14 protein-coding genes are annotated in these 17,508 nt (G+C 63.7%); 11 read left to right on the forward strand and 3 right to left on the reverse strand.

Annotation, left to right across the window (positions count from 1 at the left end; genetic code table 11):
* Positions 1-89: 89 nt before the first annotated feature.
* On the forward strand, positions 90-1,754 hold the full coding sequence (locus HALO32_RS12320) for a cation:proton antiporter (protein ID WP_151444168.1): 1,665 nt from the start codon (positions 90-92) through the stop codon (positions 1,752-1,754).
* Positions 1,751-2,716, forward strand: a complete 966-nt coding sequence (locus HALO32_RS12325; protein WP_151444169.1) for a universal stress protein — start codon at positions 1,751-1,753, stop codon at positions 2,714-2,716. Before HALO32_RS12320 ends, HALO32_RS12325 begins: the two co-directional genes overlap by 4 nt.
* An 85-nt stretch (positions 2,717-2,801) precedes the next feature.
* On the opposite strand, the gene HALO32_RS12330 is transcribed toward HALO32_RS12325, so the two are convergent.
* A complete protein-coding gene (locus tag HALO32_RS12330; protein WP_151444170.1) occupies positions 2,802-3,221 on the reverse strand; it encodes a DCC1-like thiol-disulfide oxidoreductase family protein in 420 nt (139 codons plus the stop codon).
* Between the two features lie 172 nt (positions 3,222-3,393).
* On the opposite strand from HALO32_RS12330, the gene HALO32_RS12335 reads away from it, so the two are divergent.
* From HALO32_RS12335 to HALO32_RS12350, 4 genes are all read left to right on the forward strand, one after another.
* Positions 3,394-3,636: a type II toxin-antitoxin system Phd/YefM family antitoxin gene (locus HALO32_RS12335; protein ID WP_151444171.1), complete on the forward strand. Its 243-nt coding sequence runs from the start codon at positions 3,394-3,396 to the stop codon at positions 3,634-3,636.
* Complete coding sequence (locus HALO32_RS12340; RefSeq protein WP_151444172.1) at positions 3,633-3,896, forward strand: Txe/YoeB family addiction module toxin; 264 nt, start codon at positions 3,633-3,635, stop codon at positions 3,894-3,896. Before HALO32_RS12335 ends, HALO32_RS12340 begins: the two co-directional genes overlap by 4 nt.
* Positions 3,897-4,053: 157 nt before the next feature.
* Positions 4,054-4,512, forward strand: coding sequence for an acyloxyacyl hydrolase (locus tag HALO32_RS12345; RefSeq protein ID WP_192576497.1), 459 nt, complete (start codon positions 4,054-4,056; stop codon positions 4,510-4,512).
* Between the two features lie 186 nt (positions 4,513-4,698).
* A complete protein-coding gene (locus tag HALO32_RS12350) occupies positions 4,699-6,951 on the forward strand; it encodes an OsmC domain/YcaO domain-containing protein (RefSeq protein WP_151444174.1) in 2,253 nt (750 codons plus the stop codon).
* Positions 6,952-6,997: 46 nt separating this feature from the next.
* Here HALO32_RS12350 and HALO32_RS12355 read toward each other — a convergent pair whose 3' ends face one another.
* Positions 6,998-9,043: an ATP-binding protein gene (locus HALO32_RS12355; protein WP_151444175.1), complete on the reverse strand. Its 2,046-nt coding sequence runs from the start codon at positions 9,041-9,043 to the stop codon at positions 6,998-7,000.
* 103 nt (positions 9,044-9,146) lie between these two features.
* Between HALO32_RS12355 and HALO32_RS12360 the strand changes: the two genes are divergently transcribed.
* From HALO32_RS12360 to HALO32_RS12370, 3 genes are all read left to right on the forward strand, one after another.
* Positions 9,147-9,515, forward strand: coding sequence for a truncated hemoglobin (locus HALO32_RS12360; protein ID WP_151444176.1), 369 nt, complete (start codon positions 9,147-9,149; stop codon positions 9,513-9,515).
* Positions 9,516-9,953: 438 nt separating this feature from the next.
* Positions 9,954-10,424, forward strand: a complete 471-nt coding sequence (locus tag HALO32_RS12365) for a GNAT family N-acetyltransferase (RefSeq protein WP_151444177.1) — start codon at positions 9,954-9,956, stop codon at positions 10,422-10,424.
* Between the two features lie 37 nt (positions 10,425-10,461).
* Entirely contained in the window at positions 10,462-11,331 is an 870-nt protein-coding gene (locus HALO32_RS12370) for a DMT family transporter (RefSeq protein ID WP_151444178.1), read from the forward strand.
* A gap of 12 nt (positions 11,332-11,343) precedes the next feature.
* On the opposite strand, the gene HALO32_RS12375 is transcribed toward HALO32_RS12370, so the two are convergent.
* Complete coding sequence (locus HALO32_RS12375; RefSeq protein ID WP_151444179.1) at positions 11,344-11,646, reverse strand: helix-turn-helix transcriptional regulator; 303 nt, start codon at positions 11,644-11,646, stop codon at positions 11,344-11,346.
* A 126-nt stretch (positions 11,647-11,772) separates the two neighbouring features.
* Between HALO32_RS12375 and HALO32_RS12380 the strand changes: the two genes are divergently transcribed.
* A complete protein-coding gene (locus HALO32_RS12380) occupies positions 11,773-14,778 on the forward strand; it encodes an ATP-binding protein (RefSeq protein WP_151444180.1) in 3,006 nt (1,001 codons plus the stop codon).
* On the forward strand, positions 14,775-17,294 hold the full coding sequence (locus tag HALO32_RS12385) for a two-component system response regulator (RefSeq protein WP_151444181.1): 2,520 nt from the start codon (positions 14,775-14,777) through the stop codon (positions 17,292-17,294). The genes HALO32_RS12380 and HALO32_RS12385 overlap by 4 nt, the downstream gene beginning before the upstream one ends.
* The last annotated feature ends 214 nt before the right edge of the window (positions 17,295-17,508 follow it).

The following is a 17,508-nucleotide window of genomic DNA, read 5'->3' on the forward strand; positions in this document are numbered from 1 at the left end:
TGGTTTATACTGTTGGGTGCAGGCGAAAGGCTGGCCTGAAAAGAAAGCGCAATCAGCATGTTGCGTTATGAGATGTGAGGGCGGTCAAGATGCTTGAGAGCGTGTTTGCCCAGATCGGGATGGTCCTCGGTCTCGCAGTGCTGGGGGGTGTGCTGGCGCAGCAACTGCGCCAGCCGCTCATCGTCGCCTTCATCGGCGTGGGCATCCTGCTCGGGCCCTCGGGGTTGAGCCTGGTGGAGCAGCGCACCGAGATCGAGCTGTTCGCGCGGCTCGGCATCGCCCTGCTGCTGTTCGTGGTGGGGCTGAAGCTCGACCTGCACATCATTCGGACCGTGGGACCGGTGGCGCTCGCCTCCGGCCTGGGCCAGGTGGTGTTCACCTCGGCGGTGGGTTACGTCATCGCGCTGTGGCTCGGCATGTCACCGGTGACCGCCCTCTACGTGGCCGTGGCCCTGACGTTTTCCAGTACCATCATCATCGTCAAGCTGCTGTCCGACAAGCGGGAGGTGGACTCCCTACATGGCCGGATCGCGGTCGGCTTCCTGATCGTGCAGGACATCGTGGTGGTACTGGTGATGATCGGCCTGACCGCCTACGGCCAGGCCGACGGCGACGTCAGCATGGGCTGGGAGGCCCTGAAGGTCCTGCTGACAGGTACCGCCATGCTGTTGGGGGTGGCCCTGTTGATGCGCTATGTCCTGCCGGGTCTGTTGCATCGGCTGGCCCACTCGTCGGAACTCTTAATGCTCTTCGCCATCGCCTGGGCGGTCTTGGGGGCCATGGCAGGGGAGGCGCTCGGGTTCAGCAAGGAAGTCGGGGCCTTCCTAGCCGGGGTGTCCATCGCCTCCACGCCCTACCGTGAGCAGGTGGCATCACGCCTGGTGAGCCTTCGCGATTTCCTGCTCCTGTTCTTCTTCATCGAGCTGGGTGCGACCCTGGACCTCGGGACACTGGGGGCACAGCTCGTGGCCTCGGCGGTCCTCTCGCTGTTCGTGCTGGTCGGCAATCCGCTGATCGTCATGGCCATCATGGGCTACATGGGCTATCGCAAGCGCACCGGCTTCCTCGCAGGCCTCACGGTGGCCCAGATCAGCGAATTCTCTCTGATCCTGGCGGCGATGGGCCTGGCCCTGGGGCATCTGCAACAGGAGACGGTGGGGCTGATCACCCTCGTTGGCCTGATCACCATCAGTGTCTCCACCTACATGATCCTCTATTCGCATGCCCTCTATGAACGCCTGGCGCCCAGGCTCTCGATCTTCGAGCGCCAGGTGCCGCACAGGGAACTCGATGACCTGATGGGTGACAACAATGAGGTGGACGTCCTGCTGATCGGGCTGGGTCGCTATGGCGCGGCCCTTGCGGCAGACCTCAGGCAGCGGGGCTGTCGTCTGCTGGCGGTAGATTTCGATCCCACCACCGTCCAGCAGCACGCCCGCGACCGATACCGGGTGTGTTACGGGGATGCGGAAGATTCGGAGTTCCTGGCCACCTTGCCGTTGCAAAAGGCGCGCTGGGTCGTCAGCACCCTCCGAGACCCTGGCGTCAATCGCATGATGCTGCAGGGGCTTCGTCAGCAGGGGTACCCGGGGAAGGTGGCGGTAGCCGTCTCCCAGCAACGGGATGTCCAACGGTTCGAGAAGGAGGGCGTGGATCTGGTGTTGGTACCTTACGCAGACGCCGCGAGGGAAGCCGCCATCCGAGTGATGGCGTCCCATGCGTCGGTCGAATCCCGTGGAGGGGAAAAGGCATGAAACGCTTCCGAAACATCCTCTATGTCGTAGAGCCGTCCGTCTCCCAGGAGGCCGGGCTCGCCCGGGCGGTGTCGCTGGCGGAGAACAACCAGGCAATGCTGACCCTCATCGATGTCATCCCCGAGGAGATGCTGGACCTCTCGCTGGCGCCTCGGGGGCCATCAGCCGCTGAGTTAAGGGATGCGGTGATGGCCGAGCGCCGGGGATGGATCGAGTCGCTGGTCGCCCCCCATGCCGATCGGATCGCCTGCCATATCAAGGTGCTGACCGGGATCACGTTCATCGAGGTCATTCTAGCGGTGCTGCGGGATGACCATGATCTCGTGATAAAGACGGCGGAAAATCCGGAGTGGAGCCGGCTGTTGTTCGGCAGCGATGACATGCACCTGATGCGCAAGTGCCCCTGTCCCGTCTGGCTCATGAAGCCGGAGGAAAAGCTCAACTACCAATGCATCGTCGCGGCTGTCGACGTCGAGGTCCACCGAGGCGGGCCCGATGAGCAGGTGCTCAACGACAGTATCGTGGAGCTGGCCTTCTCGCTGGCCTTGTCGGACTTCGCCCAGCTGCATCTCGTGCATGCCTGGGATGCGCCGGAAGCCGGTTTCGTGGGCATCTGGGCTAACGATCCCGACACGACCGAGCGTCACATCGTCGAGATAGAACAGTCCCGTCACCAGGTCGGCATGGACAGAATGACCCATCGACTTCGCGAGCGCATCGGGTCGGACGCCTACGATTACCTATCTCCTTGGGTTCACTTGCCCATGGGGGCGCCGCGCAAGCAGATCCCTCAGCTGGTCGAGAAGCTGAAGGCAGACCTGGTCGTGATGGGCACGGTGGCGCGAACCGGAATCCCGGGGTTTATCATCGGCAACACGGCCGAGGCGGTGCTCTATCAGTTGCAGTGTTCGGTGCTGGCACTGAAGCCGCCGGGGTTCGTCTCACCGGTCACCCTGAAGTGACCCTGGCCCCGGCGCAACCCATGGTCGATTGCCGTGACGCCCTCGACCGTCGCCCGCCCGTGAAGGCGTGTGCCGCCGGTGCCGCTCACCGACGCAGGTTGTCGATGGGCGGAATGCGGCACAGGCGCAGCAGGCCATTGCGACAGGCCTTGAGCCAAGGGTAGAGGCGGGCGGCGCGCCGGGGGCTGGCGAACAGGCGATACATCAGCCGGTTGAACACGCCGCTTCGCGTGCCGAGCAGGCTGAGGCGATGCAGGGCCTCGCTGCCGTGATACCAGCGATCGCCGACCTGCAGGGCGAAGCCCTGGTCCAGGTCAATACCCCGGTCGCTGAGCTCATGGCGTGCCTCGCTGTCCTGGCGCCCGTCGATCAGCTTCAGCTCGCCGACGTCGCGACGAATGCGCTGCCAGCGCACATAGCGCCGACATATCGGGCAGTCCCCATCGTAGACCAGCCGCAGCCGGCGGCCCTCGTCGGGTGCCTGGACATCGTTTGATCGTGACACAGCGGCTTCCTCCCCGAAGGTACCCGTTCACCCTCGCATGGTGGCCTTCACGCGGTCCATCGGCCTCGTCGTTCTGATGTCCATCAAATGACAGTCGTGCATGACGTTCGTCTTGACGTACGTGCCTGGAATCGTACACTTGGTGGAAAGTTGAACACAAAATAGGTGCGTCATGACCGGAATCTCAGCAACTGAGGCACGCAGCAACCTCTATCGGTTGATCGACGAAACCGCCGAGTCTCACCAGCCAATCGTCATCATGGGCAAGCGGAACAAGGCAGTACTGGTATCCGAAGAAGACTGGTCGGCAATTCAGGAAACACTTTACCTGCTTTCTGTACCCGGTATGCGGGAGTCTATTCGTGAGGGGATGGATACTGCCGTGGATGAATGTGATGAGGAACTGGGCTGGTGACATGGAAGTTAGTTTATACCAAGCAAGCAAAGAAGGACGCAAAGAAACTCGCCTCCAGCGGGCTCAAGCCAAAAGCACAGGAATTGTTGGCACTGATTGCAGAAGACCCCTATCACAAGCCGCCTCCTTTTGAGACGCTCATTGGTGATCTTGAGGGGGCTTATTCACGCCGCATCAATATTCAGCATCGGCTGGTCTACCAAGTGATCGAGGATGAGCGAGTGGTGAAAATTCTCAGGCTCTGGAGCCACTACGAATAATGTTGAATCACGCGCCGTTGCCGAACTATTTTTTGCCATGTCAGTGATCTGGATGCCTCCCCATTCAGTGTCTTTCAGGCTGTTACCGATCATCCTCGCTTGCCTGCTCGCTACTCCCCCGAGTTTCGCCGATGACCTTGAATTGCAGAGTCTCAGCTTGCGTACCCGACTCTCGGAGAAGACCCTGCTGGGGGAGGAGGCGCCGGAGGATTTCGAGGAGTATGACCTGTCGGCCAACGTCGCGCTGCCCTGGGAGCCCTTCTCCACGTCAGGCTGGCGGGTAGGTACCCGCTTGATGGCAAGTGCCGGCGTGTTGCGGGGAGCGGGGGAGAACGCGCTTGTCGTGTCGGCCATTCCGGAGGTGACGCTCGGGAGCCAAAATGGGCGCTTCCTCCTGGACCTGGGCGCGGGTGGCGCCCTGTTCAGTCGGCATCGCTTCGGCACGCAGGATTTTGGCGGGCCCTTCCAGTTCGCCCTGACCCTGGGCATCGGCGGGCCGCTATATCGTGAGTTGGGGCTCGGCTACCGGTTTCTTCACTACTCCGATGCCGGCGTGAATGGGTCTGACACGACCGGGGCGGATTTTCACATGATCGAGGTTCGCTACCGATATTGAGCATCGTCGGCGCGGCGCCTGGCGGCGTTCTCCGCCAACCTCAGGGCCTTGGGGTCGGGTGGGGCATTGCCCTCAATGCGCTTGGATTGGTGATTTTTTGACCACCTCCCCAAGACGAAGCCCCCCAAAAAATGGATAATGGCCGGTTTTCTCCCCCGCTTCGCCCAACGCTCCGGTGCCCCCTCCATGGAAATCAAGGTCAACTATCTCGACAACCTCCGGCTGGAGGCCAAGTTCGACGACTTCAGCGTCATCTCCGACCAGCCCATCCGCTACAAGGGGGATGGTTCGGCGCCGGGGCCGTTCGACTACTTTCTGGCCTCCTCGGCGATGTGCGCGGCGTACTTCGTCAAGGTGTACTGCAACGCGCGGGACATTCCCACCGAGAACATCCGCCTGTCGCAGAACAACATCGTCGATCCGGAAAATCGCTACAACCAGATCTTCAAGATCCAGGTGGAGCTGCCCGAGGATATCTCCGACAAGGACCGCCAGGGCATTCTGCGCTCCATCGACCGCTGCACCGTGAAGAAGGTGGTGCAGACCGGTCCGGAGTTCCAGGTCGAGGCGGTGGAGAACATCGACGAGGACGCCCAGGCGCTGCTGATGGGCAAGGTGCTGGGCGAGGAGAATGGCGAGAACGGTACCTGGATCGAGGGCAAGGATCTGCCGCTGGAGCAGACCATCGCCAATCTTTCCGGCCAACTGGCGGCGCTGGGCATGAAGATCGAGATCGCCTCCTGGCGCAATATCGTGCCTCATGTCTGGTCGCTGCATATCCGCGACGCCGCCTCGCCGATGTGCTTCACCAACGGCAAGGGCGCCACCAAGGAGAGTGCGCTCTGCTCGGCACTGGGCGAGTTCATCGAGCGGCTGAGCTGCAACTTCTTCTATAACGACCAGTTCTTCGGCGAGCAGGTGGCGGGGAGCGACTTCGTCCACTATCCCGACGAGAAGTGGTTCCAGCCCGGTCCGAACGACGCGTTGCCGGCGGAGATCCTCGATGACTACTGCCTCGAGCTCTACGACCCGGAGGGCGAGCTTCGCGGTTCGAATCTGGTCGATACCAACTCCGGGCGGGCGGATCGCGGCATCGTCTCGCTGCCCTTCGTGCGCCAGTCCGATGGCAAGACGATCTATTTCCCGTCCAACCTGATCGAGAACCTTTACCTCAGCAACGGCATGAGCGCCGGTAACACCTTGCACGAGGCGCAGGTACAGTGCCTGTCGGAGATCTTCGAGCGCGCGGTGAAGAAGCAGATCATCGAGGAGGAGCTGGCGCTGCCTGATGTGCCCCAGGAGGTGCTGGCGCGCTACCCGGCCATTGTCGAGGGCATCGAGGCGCTGGAGGCCCAGGGCTTTCCGGTGCTGGTGAAGGATGCCTCCCTGGGCGGTCAGTTTCCGGTGATGTGCGTCACGCTGATGAACCCCAGGACCGGCGGTGTCTTCGCCTCCTTCGGTGCGCACCCGAGCTTTCATGTGGCGCTGGAGCGCAGTCTCACCGAGCTGCTGCAGGGGCGCAGCTTCGAGGGGCTCAACGACTTCCCGCCGCCGACCTTCAATTCGCTGGCGGTCACCGAGCCCAACAACTACGTGGAGCATTTCATCGACTCCTCCGGGCTGATTTCCTGGCGCTTCTTCAGCGCCCGCTCGGACGTCGAGTTCGTCGACTGGGACTTCTCCGGCAGCGGTTCCAGTAGCAACGCCCAGGAGGCCGCGACCCTGTTCGGCATCCTCGAGGAGCTGGGCCTCGAGTCCTACATGGCCGTCCATGAAGACCTGGGCGCGCCGGTGTGCCGCATCCTGGTGCCCGGTTTCTCCGAGGTCTACCCGATGGACGACCTGGTATGGGACAACACCAACAAGGCGCTGCTGTTCCGTGAGGATATCCTCCACCTGCACGAACTCAGCGACGCGCAGCTGGCCGAGCTGCTGGAACGCCTGGAAGAGACCCAGATCGACGATCACCAGGATATCGTCACCCTGATCGGCATCGAGTTCGACGAGAATACCGAGTGGGGCCAGCTCACCATCCTCGAGCTGAAGCTGCTGATCAACCTGGCGCTGGGCCAGCACGAGGAGGCACTGGAGCGGGTCGATATCTTCCTGCAGTACAACGACAACACCGTGGCGCGTAATCTCTTCTATCGCGCGGTGAGCGCGGTACTGGAGGTCCTCCTCGATGACGAGCTGGAGCTGGACGATTACCTGTACAACTTCCGGCGCATGTTCGGCGAGGCGACCATGGAATCGGTGGTGGGCTCGGTGAATGGCAGCGTGCGTTTCCACGGCCTGACCCCGACCAGCATGGCGCTGGAGGGCCTCGAGAAGCACCAACGCCTGATCGAGAGCTATCAGAAGCTGCATGCCCATCGTGCGCAGCGGTATGGCGCTGCTGGTGGGACGCGGGTGACCCGACCCGAAGAGCTGCCGGGTTGATAACGCCCGGCGTCGGCTCGCCGGCAGGCGGCGTGGGGGCGTGCGCTCAGGTCTTCCAGTTCACCGGTGCGCGGGGATCCGGCTCGTAGGCGAAATAGGTGCCAGTGCGTACCGTTCGCTCCAGGTGCTCGCCGAGGCTCGAATGGTGCCGAGCGATCCGATCCAGGGCGTAGCGCAGCGAACGGGTCGTGCTGGTGCGTGCGCGCTCCACGCCACCGCCGACGGTCCGGGCCCGACCGTTCAGGCCGACGCCGCGGCGGAGCTCGTCGACGAGAAACTGGCGATCGGCACGCGCCAGTTCCGCGCGGTGCAGGTCGTTGTTCGCCTCGGCCTCCGCGATGTCCTCTTCCGTCTCGGCGAGCCGCTGCCGATAGGCCTCGCGCGCCTTCGAATCGAACACCTCCAGACCGCACTGGCGAGTGGCGACAAGCTCCTCCGCAGGCCCGCCGGTGGTGAGCGCCCCGCGCTCCACCGATACCAGGTCGAGGACGTGGAACTCCCGGCCGGGCGCCGTCAGCAGGCGTTCCAGATAGCGCATGCCCTTGAGGTCCCTCAAGTGGACGGTGGTGCCACCGAAGGTCACCGTTCGCATATCCCCCTCGCGGCAGAAGACGCAACGCTCGGGGCTGGCAGTCTGCCCTGAGGGTGTCGCCGGCACCTGTTCGCGAGCCAGTTCCGCCCAGGGCCCGGCGTTGAGCGCCTCGAAGGCGCGACAGGCGGCGTCGAGCTCCAGCTCGGCCGAGCTGTCGTCGCCCGCCGCGCGGTGCGCTGCGGCGAGCTCGACACGCAGACTCGCCGCCTCGAACGGCATGCGCAGCGAGATCCATTCCATGACGGCCTCGCTCAGCAGCCGGACCGCCTCGCTTTCCCGCCCGTCGTGCAGTGCCAGGCGCCCCTGCGCGGCGAGCGCCGAATTGTGCAGTGTGCGGCTCTGGTAGGTCCGGGCGATCTCCGCGAGGTCGGCGGCGGCTTCGCGCGCTCTGTTATCGTCGCCGGCCGCCAGGGCGATCACTACCTGAGCTTCGCGCAGAGGGGCTCGTCTCAGGCCGCCTGTCGGCGGGCGCTCCTTCGACGGGATGTCGAACGGAGACGCCAGGGCGCTCTCGATCATCGCGAAGGCGTCATCGACGCGTCCCTGGGCCAGCCGCAACAACGCCAGCCCCGGTTGAGGGAGCCAGGCATTCTGGTGCGCCGCCAGGAAGGCATCCTCGGCGCCCGCGAAATCGCCCTTGCGCAGCCGCGCGTTGCCGAGCTCGGTCAATGGCCAGCCGAACTCCCGCCGCATCCAGGGTCGCAGCTCTTCGCAGGCCAGCAAGGCTTCCTGTTCGGCGGCGTCGCAGGGCCCGCGCAGGCGCATGATCTCCGCCTGGTGCACCCGGCAGCGGCCGTGGAGGCCCCCGAACGCGGCGCCCTGGCGCCAGCGTTCCATGGCTTCGGTCCATTCTTCGGCTCGGTCGTGCTGGCCGATCCACTGCATCGCGCAGATGAGCTCGCACCACATCTGCCCGGTGGTGAGGGGGTCGAGGTTGCCCGAGCTAAGCGCCACGGCCACATCGTCCAGGGCGCTCAGCCCTTCATCGAGCTCGCCGTCATGGATGCGGACCCGGGCCAGGGCCACCTGGCCGATGATCGAGGGGGGCGCTAGGCTGTGCCGTTGCCCGCCGTCGATGGCCCTTTGGGCCCACTGCCCCGTGCCCGGCATGTCGCCACACATCAGGCGCTCGTAGGTCCGTACCGCGGCGAGCCACGCCCAGACCGGGCTATCGGGCGCGTCTTCCACCAGGCGTTCCGCCCGCGACAGCCAGGCCCGCACGGTGGCCATCAGGCCCGTGTCCATCATCAGGTACATGCCCACCATGACCGCGGCGAACGCCGCCTCGTGGGTGCGGTGGTCTTCCAGGTGCAGGTGGTAGAGCTCGCCATAGGCGGCCAGCGTGCCTTCCAGATCGCCGGCCCCATACGCCGCCTGGGCGCGCAGCTCGAGCAGCTCGGCCGAGACTGGTGCGGACAGCCCGGCGAGCAGCTGCTGTGCCCGGATGAAGTCGCCGCCGTCGAGGGCAGCGCGAATCGGCGCTAGATCCGTTCCAGTCATCGCTTGGCCCTCCTTGTTCCGGTTGTCACAAGGATTGTCACGCTCTTTGGGGTAGGTGCCCAGTACACCTGACGAGCAACCATCCAAAAGAGGAGGATCTGCCATGAGTGACACCCTTTACGAAAGGCTCGGCGGTCACGCCGGTATTGACAAGCTGGTCAATCGCATCGTCGACCTCCACCTCGAGAACGAGGTCGCCGGACCAAGGTACCGAGCCCTCGACGAAGAGGCAATTGACCACGCCCGCGAGAAGGTCAAGGAGTTCCTCGCGGCCGGCTCCGGCGGGCCGGTGGAATACACCGGGCGCTCGATGATCGAGACGCACACCGGGATGAACGTCAGTGCGGCCGAATTCGTCGCCGTGGTCGACGACATCATGCAGGCCATGCAGGAGATGGAATATCCGCAGCCGGTCTGCAACGAAGTTCTGGGCGTTGCCTATTCGCTCAAGGAGGAAATCATTCATCTATAGGCTGACCGTTCCAGCACATCAGTCCTCGCCGGACGGCTTCTCAGACCGCCCGGCGGATGGAGCACCAGCCGTAACTTCCATGGTGGTGGAGTGCTCCCGGGCTGATCCTGCTCGGGGGCGCAGTGATGGTGGGGCCGGCCCAGCTGGTCGCTCAAGGCATAGTCGAGCACCAGGGGGGGGGAAGAGGGTGTCGCCGAGGCGCGCCTGCGCCCATTGGATGTCTGCCAGTGCGATCATGCGTGAAGCGTAGCCGTTGACCGGCCCCGGGACAAAACCCCGAGGTGCAGGGCGGAGCGGATGCGGCAAGGGGCAGGCCTTACACCCTAGCCCCTTATTATCGTAGGGTTAGCAAGCGTCAGCGTACCGGACGCATCTCGATGGCCGGGACGGCTGCCGGCAAGCGCGGCGATCATGGAGCACCACAAGAGGACCCCCCAGATGCCGGAACGGATCCGCATTGCTCGCCTCAAGGACGACTCGCCCCATGTGGCCATCCTCGCCGAGTGGGCTCACGACACCTGGGGGCATCTGCACCCCGGCAGACGACTGGACACCGCCATTGCCCTGATGCGCGATGAATGCGGCGCGGGAGGGGTGCCGTCGGTGTTCGCGGCCCTGTTGGACGATGCGCCGGTGGGCATGGCCAGCCTGGTGGCCGACGACATGAGCGATCGTCGCGACCTGACACCCTGGCTGGCTTCGGTCTTCGTGCGGTCCGAATGGCGTGGCCGGGGCATCGCCTCGCGACTGGTCCAGCGCGTGGAAGAAGAAGCTCGGGCGCATGGTCACGACCGCCTCTATCTCTACACGCCGGATCAGCAGGCACTCTATCGACGGCTGGGATGGCGTGATCTCGAGCGGCGCGACTACCGCGGCGAGGCGGTGACTATCATGCGTCGTGATTGCTGAGCGAACGTCGAACTTACCGGTGCCATAAGGAGGTTACATGGCAAAATTGAGTACGCTATTCGTGATGCTGGCCGCGCTGTTCTGGGGGCTGTCAGGTGGCATTGGTGGCGTGCTCATGGACGATGGCTGGGAACCCCTTGTCGTCTCGTTCTACCGGGGTGCGATCGGGCTGGTGTTCGTGGCTGTCTGGCTGGCGTTGCGCCCGAGCGGCAGCGGCCTGGCCGATCGCCGTCTCTGGTTCTGGGCGGCGATTGCCGGTCTCGGCGTGGCCGGCAATTTCACCTTCTACTTCATCAGTATTTCCGAGGGCAGCGTGGCGGTGGCGGCGACGCTGATGTATTGCGCGCCAGTCTTCGTCTTTCTCGTCTCCTTTGCCCTCAGGCTCGAGCAGCCCACGCCGCTCAAGTGGGTCGCCATCGCCATGGTCATGCTGGGGATCGTGCTGCTGACGCGTATCTACGACATCCAGCCAGGCGGTGTCACCCCCATCGGCGTTGCCGCGGGGCTGCTTTCCGGGCTCTCCTATGCGCTCTTCATCTTCGGCTTCAAGTATGCGGCACCCCACGGCAGCCCCCAGGCCATTCTCGTCATCGCGTTCACGGTGCTGGCGCTCATCCTGTTCTCGCTCGGCGATACCCAGCAGACCCTTTCGGCGTTGAGCACCCCGAGCTGGCCACTCTTCGTCACCCTGGGCGTGCTCGGTGCCGGCGTATCCTTCATCCTCTATATCGTCGGCCTCAACTACACCGCCCCGGCCGTGGCCTCCATCGTGGCGATGGTCGAGCCGGTCACGGCGTCGCTGTTCGGCGTCGTGGTGCTCGATGAAAGCCTGGGCATGATCCAACTCCTCGGCATGGGCCTGATTCTGATCACGGTGACCACGCTGAGCGTCTCCTCGAGCGCTTGACACCCCCCTCCTTCAATCGCCATCGATGTTCCCGCTCTTGGCGCTGGTGCGTACGAGCAGATCCAGCAGGTCGCCGATGTTCAGTGCGATGACATCGTCGTTGATCTGGCGTTGCGACTGGATTTCGTAGCGGTTGCGGCGTCCGACGCGCTGCCTGTTCACGTAGTCGTTGTCGACGAGATCGGCGACCACGGCATGGGCTCGCCGTTCGGTAATGCCGAGGGCGGTCGCGATGTCCCGGAGCCGGATGTCCGGCTCCCCGGCAATGATCAGCAATACCCGTGCATGGGTGGTAAGGAAACTCCAGCGTGTCATTCGTATGTCCGATTGCTATGTCGAAGGATCTCAATTCACTCGAGTAATTATTCTAGCAATAAAATACATGTAAAAAATTTCTATAATTATGGTAAAGATAGGGGTCCAGGACGCGAGGGACCAATCATGCTGGATACGACGCTCGATCTCCACGCCGGCGAAACCGGTGCACACCTCCTTAATGTGATGGCTCGCGTCAAGGAAGGCGACTTCACGGCGCGCATGCCGCTCGATTGGACGGGTGTGCCCGGCAAGGTCGCCGACGGGCTCAATGACATCATCATCGCCAACCAGTCACTCGAGCGAGAGCTGGCCAGGGTGAGCGATCTCGTGGGCACCGAGGGTCGCCTTTCGCAGCGGGCGTCACTGGTGGGGCAGACCCAGGCATGGTCAAAAAGTATCGGCTCGGTCAACAGCCTCATCGAGGCCCTGGCCGCTCCCGTCGGCGAGATGCGGGATGTCATCGGTGCCGTTGCCGTTGGCAACCTGAGTCAGCGGGTGTCCGCTGATGTGCGTGGCGAGATGCTTGACCTCAAGGAGACCATCAACGGCAACGTCGATCAGCTCAACGTCTTCGTGTCGGAGGTCACGCGAGTGGCGCGGGAGGTGGGTACCGAAGGCAAGCTCGGCCAGGCAGCCGCCTCATCACTCGAGGTGCATGGCGCCTGGAAGGATGTCATCGAGAGCATGAACCTGATGGCCGGGAACCTGACGGGCCAGGTACGCAATATCGCCGAGGTGACCACGGCCGTGGCCAACGGGGACCTGAGCAAGAAGATCACGATCGACGTCAACGGCGAGTTCCTCGAGTTGAAGAACACCGTCAACTCGATGGTCGATCAACTCAACGCCTTCGCCGGGGAGGTTACCCGTGTGGCACGTGAAGTGGGTGTCGAAGGGGAGTTGGGTGGCCAGGCACGGTCGACGGAGATCGGCGGTGTCTGGAAGGATCTGACCGACAACGTCAATCAGCTCGCGGCCAATCTCACCGACCAGGTGCGTGCCATCGCCGAAGTCGCTGCTGCCGTCACGGAGGGAGACCTCACCCGACAGGTCAACATTGAAGCCCGCGGCGAGGTGGCGGCGCTGATGGACAGCCTCAACGAGATGATTCGCAACCTGCGGGAGACGACTCGCCAGAACCTCGAGCAGGACTGGCTGAAGACGAACCGGGAACGTTTCACCCGCATGCTGCAAGGACAACGTGACCTTAGCACGGTCTCGAGCACGATCCTCTCCGAGCTGGCGCCCCTCGTCTCTGCCCAGCACGGTGTCTTCTATACGATGACTGGATCGAGCGATGCGACCGATCCGGTACTCACTCTCCAGGCGGGCTACGCCTTCGAGGAGCGCCGAACGCTCTCGACCAGGTTCCGTCTGGGCGAGGGCCTTGTCGGGCAGTGCGCGAAGGAGAAGAAGCGAATCCTGCTGACGGAGGTTCCCGGCGATTACGTGCGAATCAACTCGGGATTGGGTGCGTCGCCGCCGCTCAACATCGTCGTCTTGCCGATATTGTTCGAGGGGTCGGTGCGCGCCGTGGTCGAGCTCGCCTCCTTCAATGCCTTCACCGAGACTCACCTGACGTTCCTCGATCAGTTGGCCGAGAGCATAGGACTCGTCTTGAACTCGCTGGAGGCCAACACCCTGACCGAGACGCTACTGGCGCAGGCCCAGTCCCTGGCAGAGGAGCTGCGAACGCAACAGGAGGAGCTGCGCGCTTCCAATGAAGACCTTGGAAAACAGGCTGAATTGCTTGCCGAACAGAACACCGAAGCCGAAGCATCCAGGGATCTGCTCGAGGAGAAGGCCGGCCAGCTCACCCTCTCGTCGAAGTACAAGTCCGAGTTCATCGCCAACATGTCCCATGAACTCCGTACCCCCCTGAACAGCCTGCTGATGCTCGCCGAACAGCTCGAGACGAACCCGGACGGCAACATGACGGCCGTCCAGGTGGAGTACGCCAGCGTCATCCGCTCCTCGGGACAGGATCTCCTGGCGCTGCTCAACGGGATCCTCGACCTGGCCAAGGTCGAGTCCGGAACGGTCGTCGCGACACTCGCCGAGGTCTCCGTCGAAGCGCTCTGCGAGACGTTGCGCAGTGAGTTCGCACCCGCGGCAAAGGTCCAGGGCCTCGAGTTCTCTATCGAGATCGCTCCCGGCTGCCCGACGAGTCTCGTCACCGACCTGCAGCGCCTGCGGCAGATCCTCAAGAACCTGCTCGCGAACGCGTTCAAGTTCACCACCGAGGGTGGCATCCGTGTGAGTATCGGGTCTGCGCAGAGTGGATGGCGTGCCGAGAACACTGCCTTGGAGCTTGCTTCAGCGGTCATCGCGTTCTGCGTCAGCGATACGGGTATCGGGATCAAGCCCGAAGACCACGACCGGATCTTCGAGGAGTTTGCCCAGTGTGACGGCTCCACGGGTCGTTCCTATGGAGGCACCGGGCTCGGCCTCTCGATCAGTCGCAAGCTGGCGAGCCTGCTCCATGGCGAGATCACGGTCTCCAGCACGCCGGGCCAGGGGAGCGCGTTCACGCTCTTTCTGCCCGTGGAGGAGACAACCGGCCAGGCGAAGCCGGTCGATAAACCCGTCATGACCTCGCAGGCAAAGAGACCTCCTCTCCCGACCGAACCGGCACGTCCTGTCTTCCACCATCCGGTTGTCGAGCCCGGTCGGCTGAAAGAGAAGGCACCATCCTCGCCCGCCACCCTGCACCCGGCTCGGCAGGCGCCCGCGGACCTCAAGGGCACCCGAGTGCTTGTCGTCGACGACGACTTCCGCAACCTCTTCGCGTTGACCGCGCTGCTCGAGCGTTCGCGGGCGAAAGTGCTCACCGCGGAGAGCGGCGCCGACGCCCTTGCCCTGCTCGTCGACGATGGCGGGGCCGTCGATATCGTCCTCATGGACATCATGATGCCGGTCATGGACGGGTACGAGACCATCCGCGCAATCCGCAGCCTCGAGGGGCTGAGAGACCTGCCGATCATCGCCGTGACCGGCAAGGTCGTCAGCGGCGAACGCGAGCGTTGCATCGCAGCCGGCGCCAACGACTATGTTCCCAAGCCCGTCGACACGAATGAGCTCCTCAGGGCACTCGAGCCGTGGCTCCAGCAGGCGGTAACCCTACCTTGACACTCGACACCGACCAGCGCCTTACCCTGGGTGCGGCCCAACCGCCGCCGCCGACGTTGCTACGCTCGGCCCCTGTCCTCATCGTCGACGACACGCCGTCAAAGCGGCTCGCCATGAAGGCCGCCCTCGAGCCGCTGGGCCACCGCCTCGTCGAGGCCGACTCGGGTGTCGCCGCGTTGCGTCTCATCATGCAGGAGGACTTCGCGGTCATCCTTCTCGACGTCACCATGCCGGGGATGGATGGCTTCGAGACGGCCAAGCTCATTCGGGAACGTTGGCAGTCCGAGATGACCCCGATCATCTTCGTCACCGCCTTCAGCAGCGACGAGGTCGGGCAGGTCGACCACTATGCGGGCGGTGCCGTCGACTTCCTGTTTGCTCCCATTCCGCCGGCAGAGCTTCGCTCGAAGGTCTCGTTCTTCGCGCACGTCTTCCTCAACGCGGAGAACCTCGCCGCTCGGTCCAGGGTGGTCCAGCAGACCGCCGATCAGCTTCGTTCCCTCACCGATGCCGCGCCCATCGGCATCTTCCAGACCGACGCCAACAACCGTTATGTCTACACCAATGCCCGCTGGAGCGAGATTACCGGCATCACGGCGGACGAGGCACTTGGCTGCGACTGGGACTCGATCATCGATGCCGAGTCCCGGGCTAACGACGAAGACACGCTGGCTGACAGCGCCTCGCTCCGCTACCGGTTTACCATTGAAGGTGTCGAGGGCGGTCCCCGAGTCGTCTTAGTGACGACCCAGGCGATGCATGATGTTGATGGTCAGCGATCTGGCTGGGTTGGAACGCTCTCCGATATCACGGATCTGACACTGGCGCAGGAACTCCTCGCCCGGACCGCTGCCCAGCAAACCGCGGTGGCGGAACTCGGCCGCTACGCCCTGGCCGCCGATGACATCGCCTCGGTTGCCAGGGCCGCCGAGACCACGATTACCGGCATCCTCGGACCGGACGACTGGCATGCCCGGGTCACCTTGCGCGGTGAGCCGGACGCCCCAGAGGTGGATGAGCAGACCGGTGGGGTCATCCGTGTGGATGTCGGCGATTTGGCGACGATCTCCGTCTGGAACGATAGTGGATCACAGCTCTCCTTTGACGGCCACCAGTTCGTCGGTGACGTCGCGAATCACCTCGATTCCATGCTCCGGCGCGCCGGTGCGAACGTCCAGTTCGAGCATCTGGCGACACACGACCCGCTCACCGAGCTTCCCAACCGGACACTCTTCCTCGACCGTCTGGAACAGGTCCAGATGGGGGCAAAACGTACCAGTCACCGCCACGCGGTGCTCTTCCTCGACCTCGACGGGTTCAAGTTCGTCAACGACGGCCTCGGCCACGACGTCGGCGACCAGCTGCTGATTTCCGTGGTCGATCGGCTGCGCAGCATCATGCGCCCGCCCGACACACTGGCGCGGTTCGGCGGAGACGAGTTCGCCATCCTCTGCCCCAATATCGGCAACGAGCGAACGGCGCTTGCCATCGGGGCCCGCATCCAGGCCGCCCTGGACACTCCCTTCCAGCTGAAATCGCTGGAGCTGTTAGCCACCGCCAGTATCGGTATTGCCATCGGCGACGAATCGACAGACGGGGCCGACCTGCTGCGCGATGCCGATGCGGCCATGTACCGGGCCAAGGGCAATGGGCGCAACTGTGTCGCGCTGTTCGACATTGACATACAACGCAGAGCCCAGGAACACCTGGCCCGCGCTACAGGGTTGCGTGGCGCACTCGCCAACGGCGAGATCGAGCCGCATTACCAACCCATTGTCAATCTGGGGACCGGCCGTGTCGTCGGTGTCGAAGCTCTCGCTCGTTGGCGGACCTCATCCGGCGAGCTGATCTCCCCTGACACCTTCATTGCCCTGGCGGAGGAGATCGGGCTGATCGAACCGCTCGGCCAGCATATCCTGCGGACCGCCTGTCGGGATGCCCTTGTCTGGCACCAGGCCAGCCCTGCGCCATTCATGCTGTCAGTCAACGTCTCGCCGCGACAGTTCGCATCCGGCGATTTTGCGAGCATGGTTCTCACGGCCCTGGCAGACACCGGCTTTCCCGCCACCTGCCTGCACCTGGAGATCACCGAGTCGGCGCTCATGAACGAGCCCTCCGTGAAGACCACCATGGGCGAGCTCCGCAAGCACGGGATCAAGTTCGCGATCGACGACTTTGGAACGGGGTACTCATCACTCTCGAGCCTGCGACGCCTTCCCGTCGACATCCTCAAGATCGACAAGAGCTTCGTCAGTGGGATCACGACGAACGCCCAGGATCGCGCCCTGATCACGGCGGCGATCGACCTCGCCCGAAGCTTCGGCCTGACCGCCATCGCCGAAGGCGTCGAGACCCAGGAACAGCTCCGTGAGTTGACGGGCCTCGATTGCGATCTCGCGCAGGGATATCTGTGGAGCCGACCCGTCGCGGCGGAGAAGGTTGCCGACGTCATGGAGAATGTCGGCAAGATCACACACATGAAGGTTTCACCCATGCGCATCACTCGCATGGACTAGAGTGCGTCGCCTCTGATCCACCTGCTTGGGTTTTGCCCACGTATCCGTATGATTTGTCGATAATGATCTTGCCCTGCTGCAAAGCACACTGGAGACGGGGAAAGGGGCAGGTGTCAGGGGTCACTTCCGGTGCTGACGTCGGGCCGATAGAATGGCGGACGTCGGCTGGCTATCGCCCCTTGCGTCGAGCCGTTTTGAAAGCACAATCGATCTG

The sequence above is a fragment of the Halomonas lysinitropha genome, assembly GCF_902500215.1.
Lineage (GTDB): Bacteria > Pseudomonadota > Gammaproteobacteria > Pseudomonadales > Halomonadaceae > Halomonas > Halomonas lysinitropha.

Excerpts from the sequence above, each read along its gene's own strand:
- HALO32_RS12320 (WP_151444168.1), top strand. The coding sequence starts at position 90 with ATGCTTGAGAGCGTGTTTGCCCAGATCGGGATGGTCCTCGGTCTCGCA.
- HALO32_RS12325 (WP_151444169.1), top strand. The coding sequence starts at position 1,751 with ATGAAACGCTTCCGAAACATCCTCTATGTCGTAGAGCCGTCCGTCTCC.
- HALO32_RS12335 (WP_151444171.1), top strand. The coding sequence starts at position 3,394 with ATGACCGGAATCTCAGCAACTGAGGCACGCAGCAACCTCTATCGGTTG.
- HALO32_RS12350 (WP_151444174.1), top strand. The coding sequence starts at position 4,699 with ATGGAAATCAAGGTCAACTATCTCGACAACCTCCGGCTGGAGGCCAAG.
- HALO32_RS12355 (WP_151444175.1), bottom strand. The coding sequence starts at position 9,043 with ATGACTGGAACGGATCTAGCGCCGATTCGCGCTGCCCTCGACGGCGGC.
- HALO32_RS12360 (WP_151444176.1), top strand. The coding sequence starts at position 9,147 with ATGAGTGACACCCTTTACGAAAGGCTCGGCGGTCACGCCGGTATTGAC.
- HALO32_RS12365 (WP_151444177.1), top strand. The coding sequence starts at position 9,954 with ATGCCGGAACGGATCCGCATTGCTCGCCTCAAGGACGACTCGCCCCAT.
- HALO32_RS12370 (WP_151444178.1), top strand. The coding sequence starts at position 10,462 with ATGGCAAAATTGAGTACGCTATTCGTGATGCTGGCCGCGCTGTTCTGG.
- HALO32_RS12375 (WP_151444179.1), bottom strand. The coding sequence starts at position 11,646 with ATGACACGCTGGAGTTTCCTTACCACCCATGCACGGGTATTGCTGATC.
- HALO32_RS12380 (WP_151444180.1), top strand. The coding sequence starts at position 11,773 with ATGCTGGATACGACGCTCGATCTCCACGCCGGCGAAACCGGTGCACAC.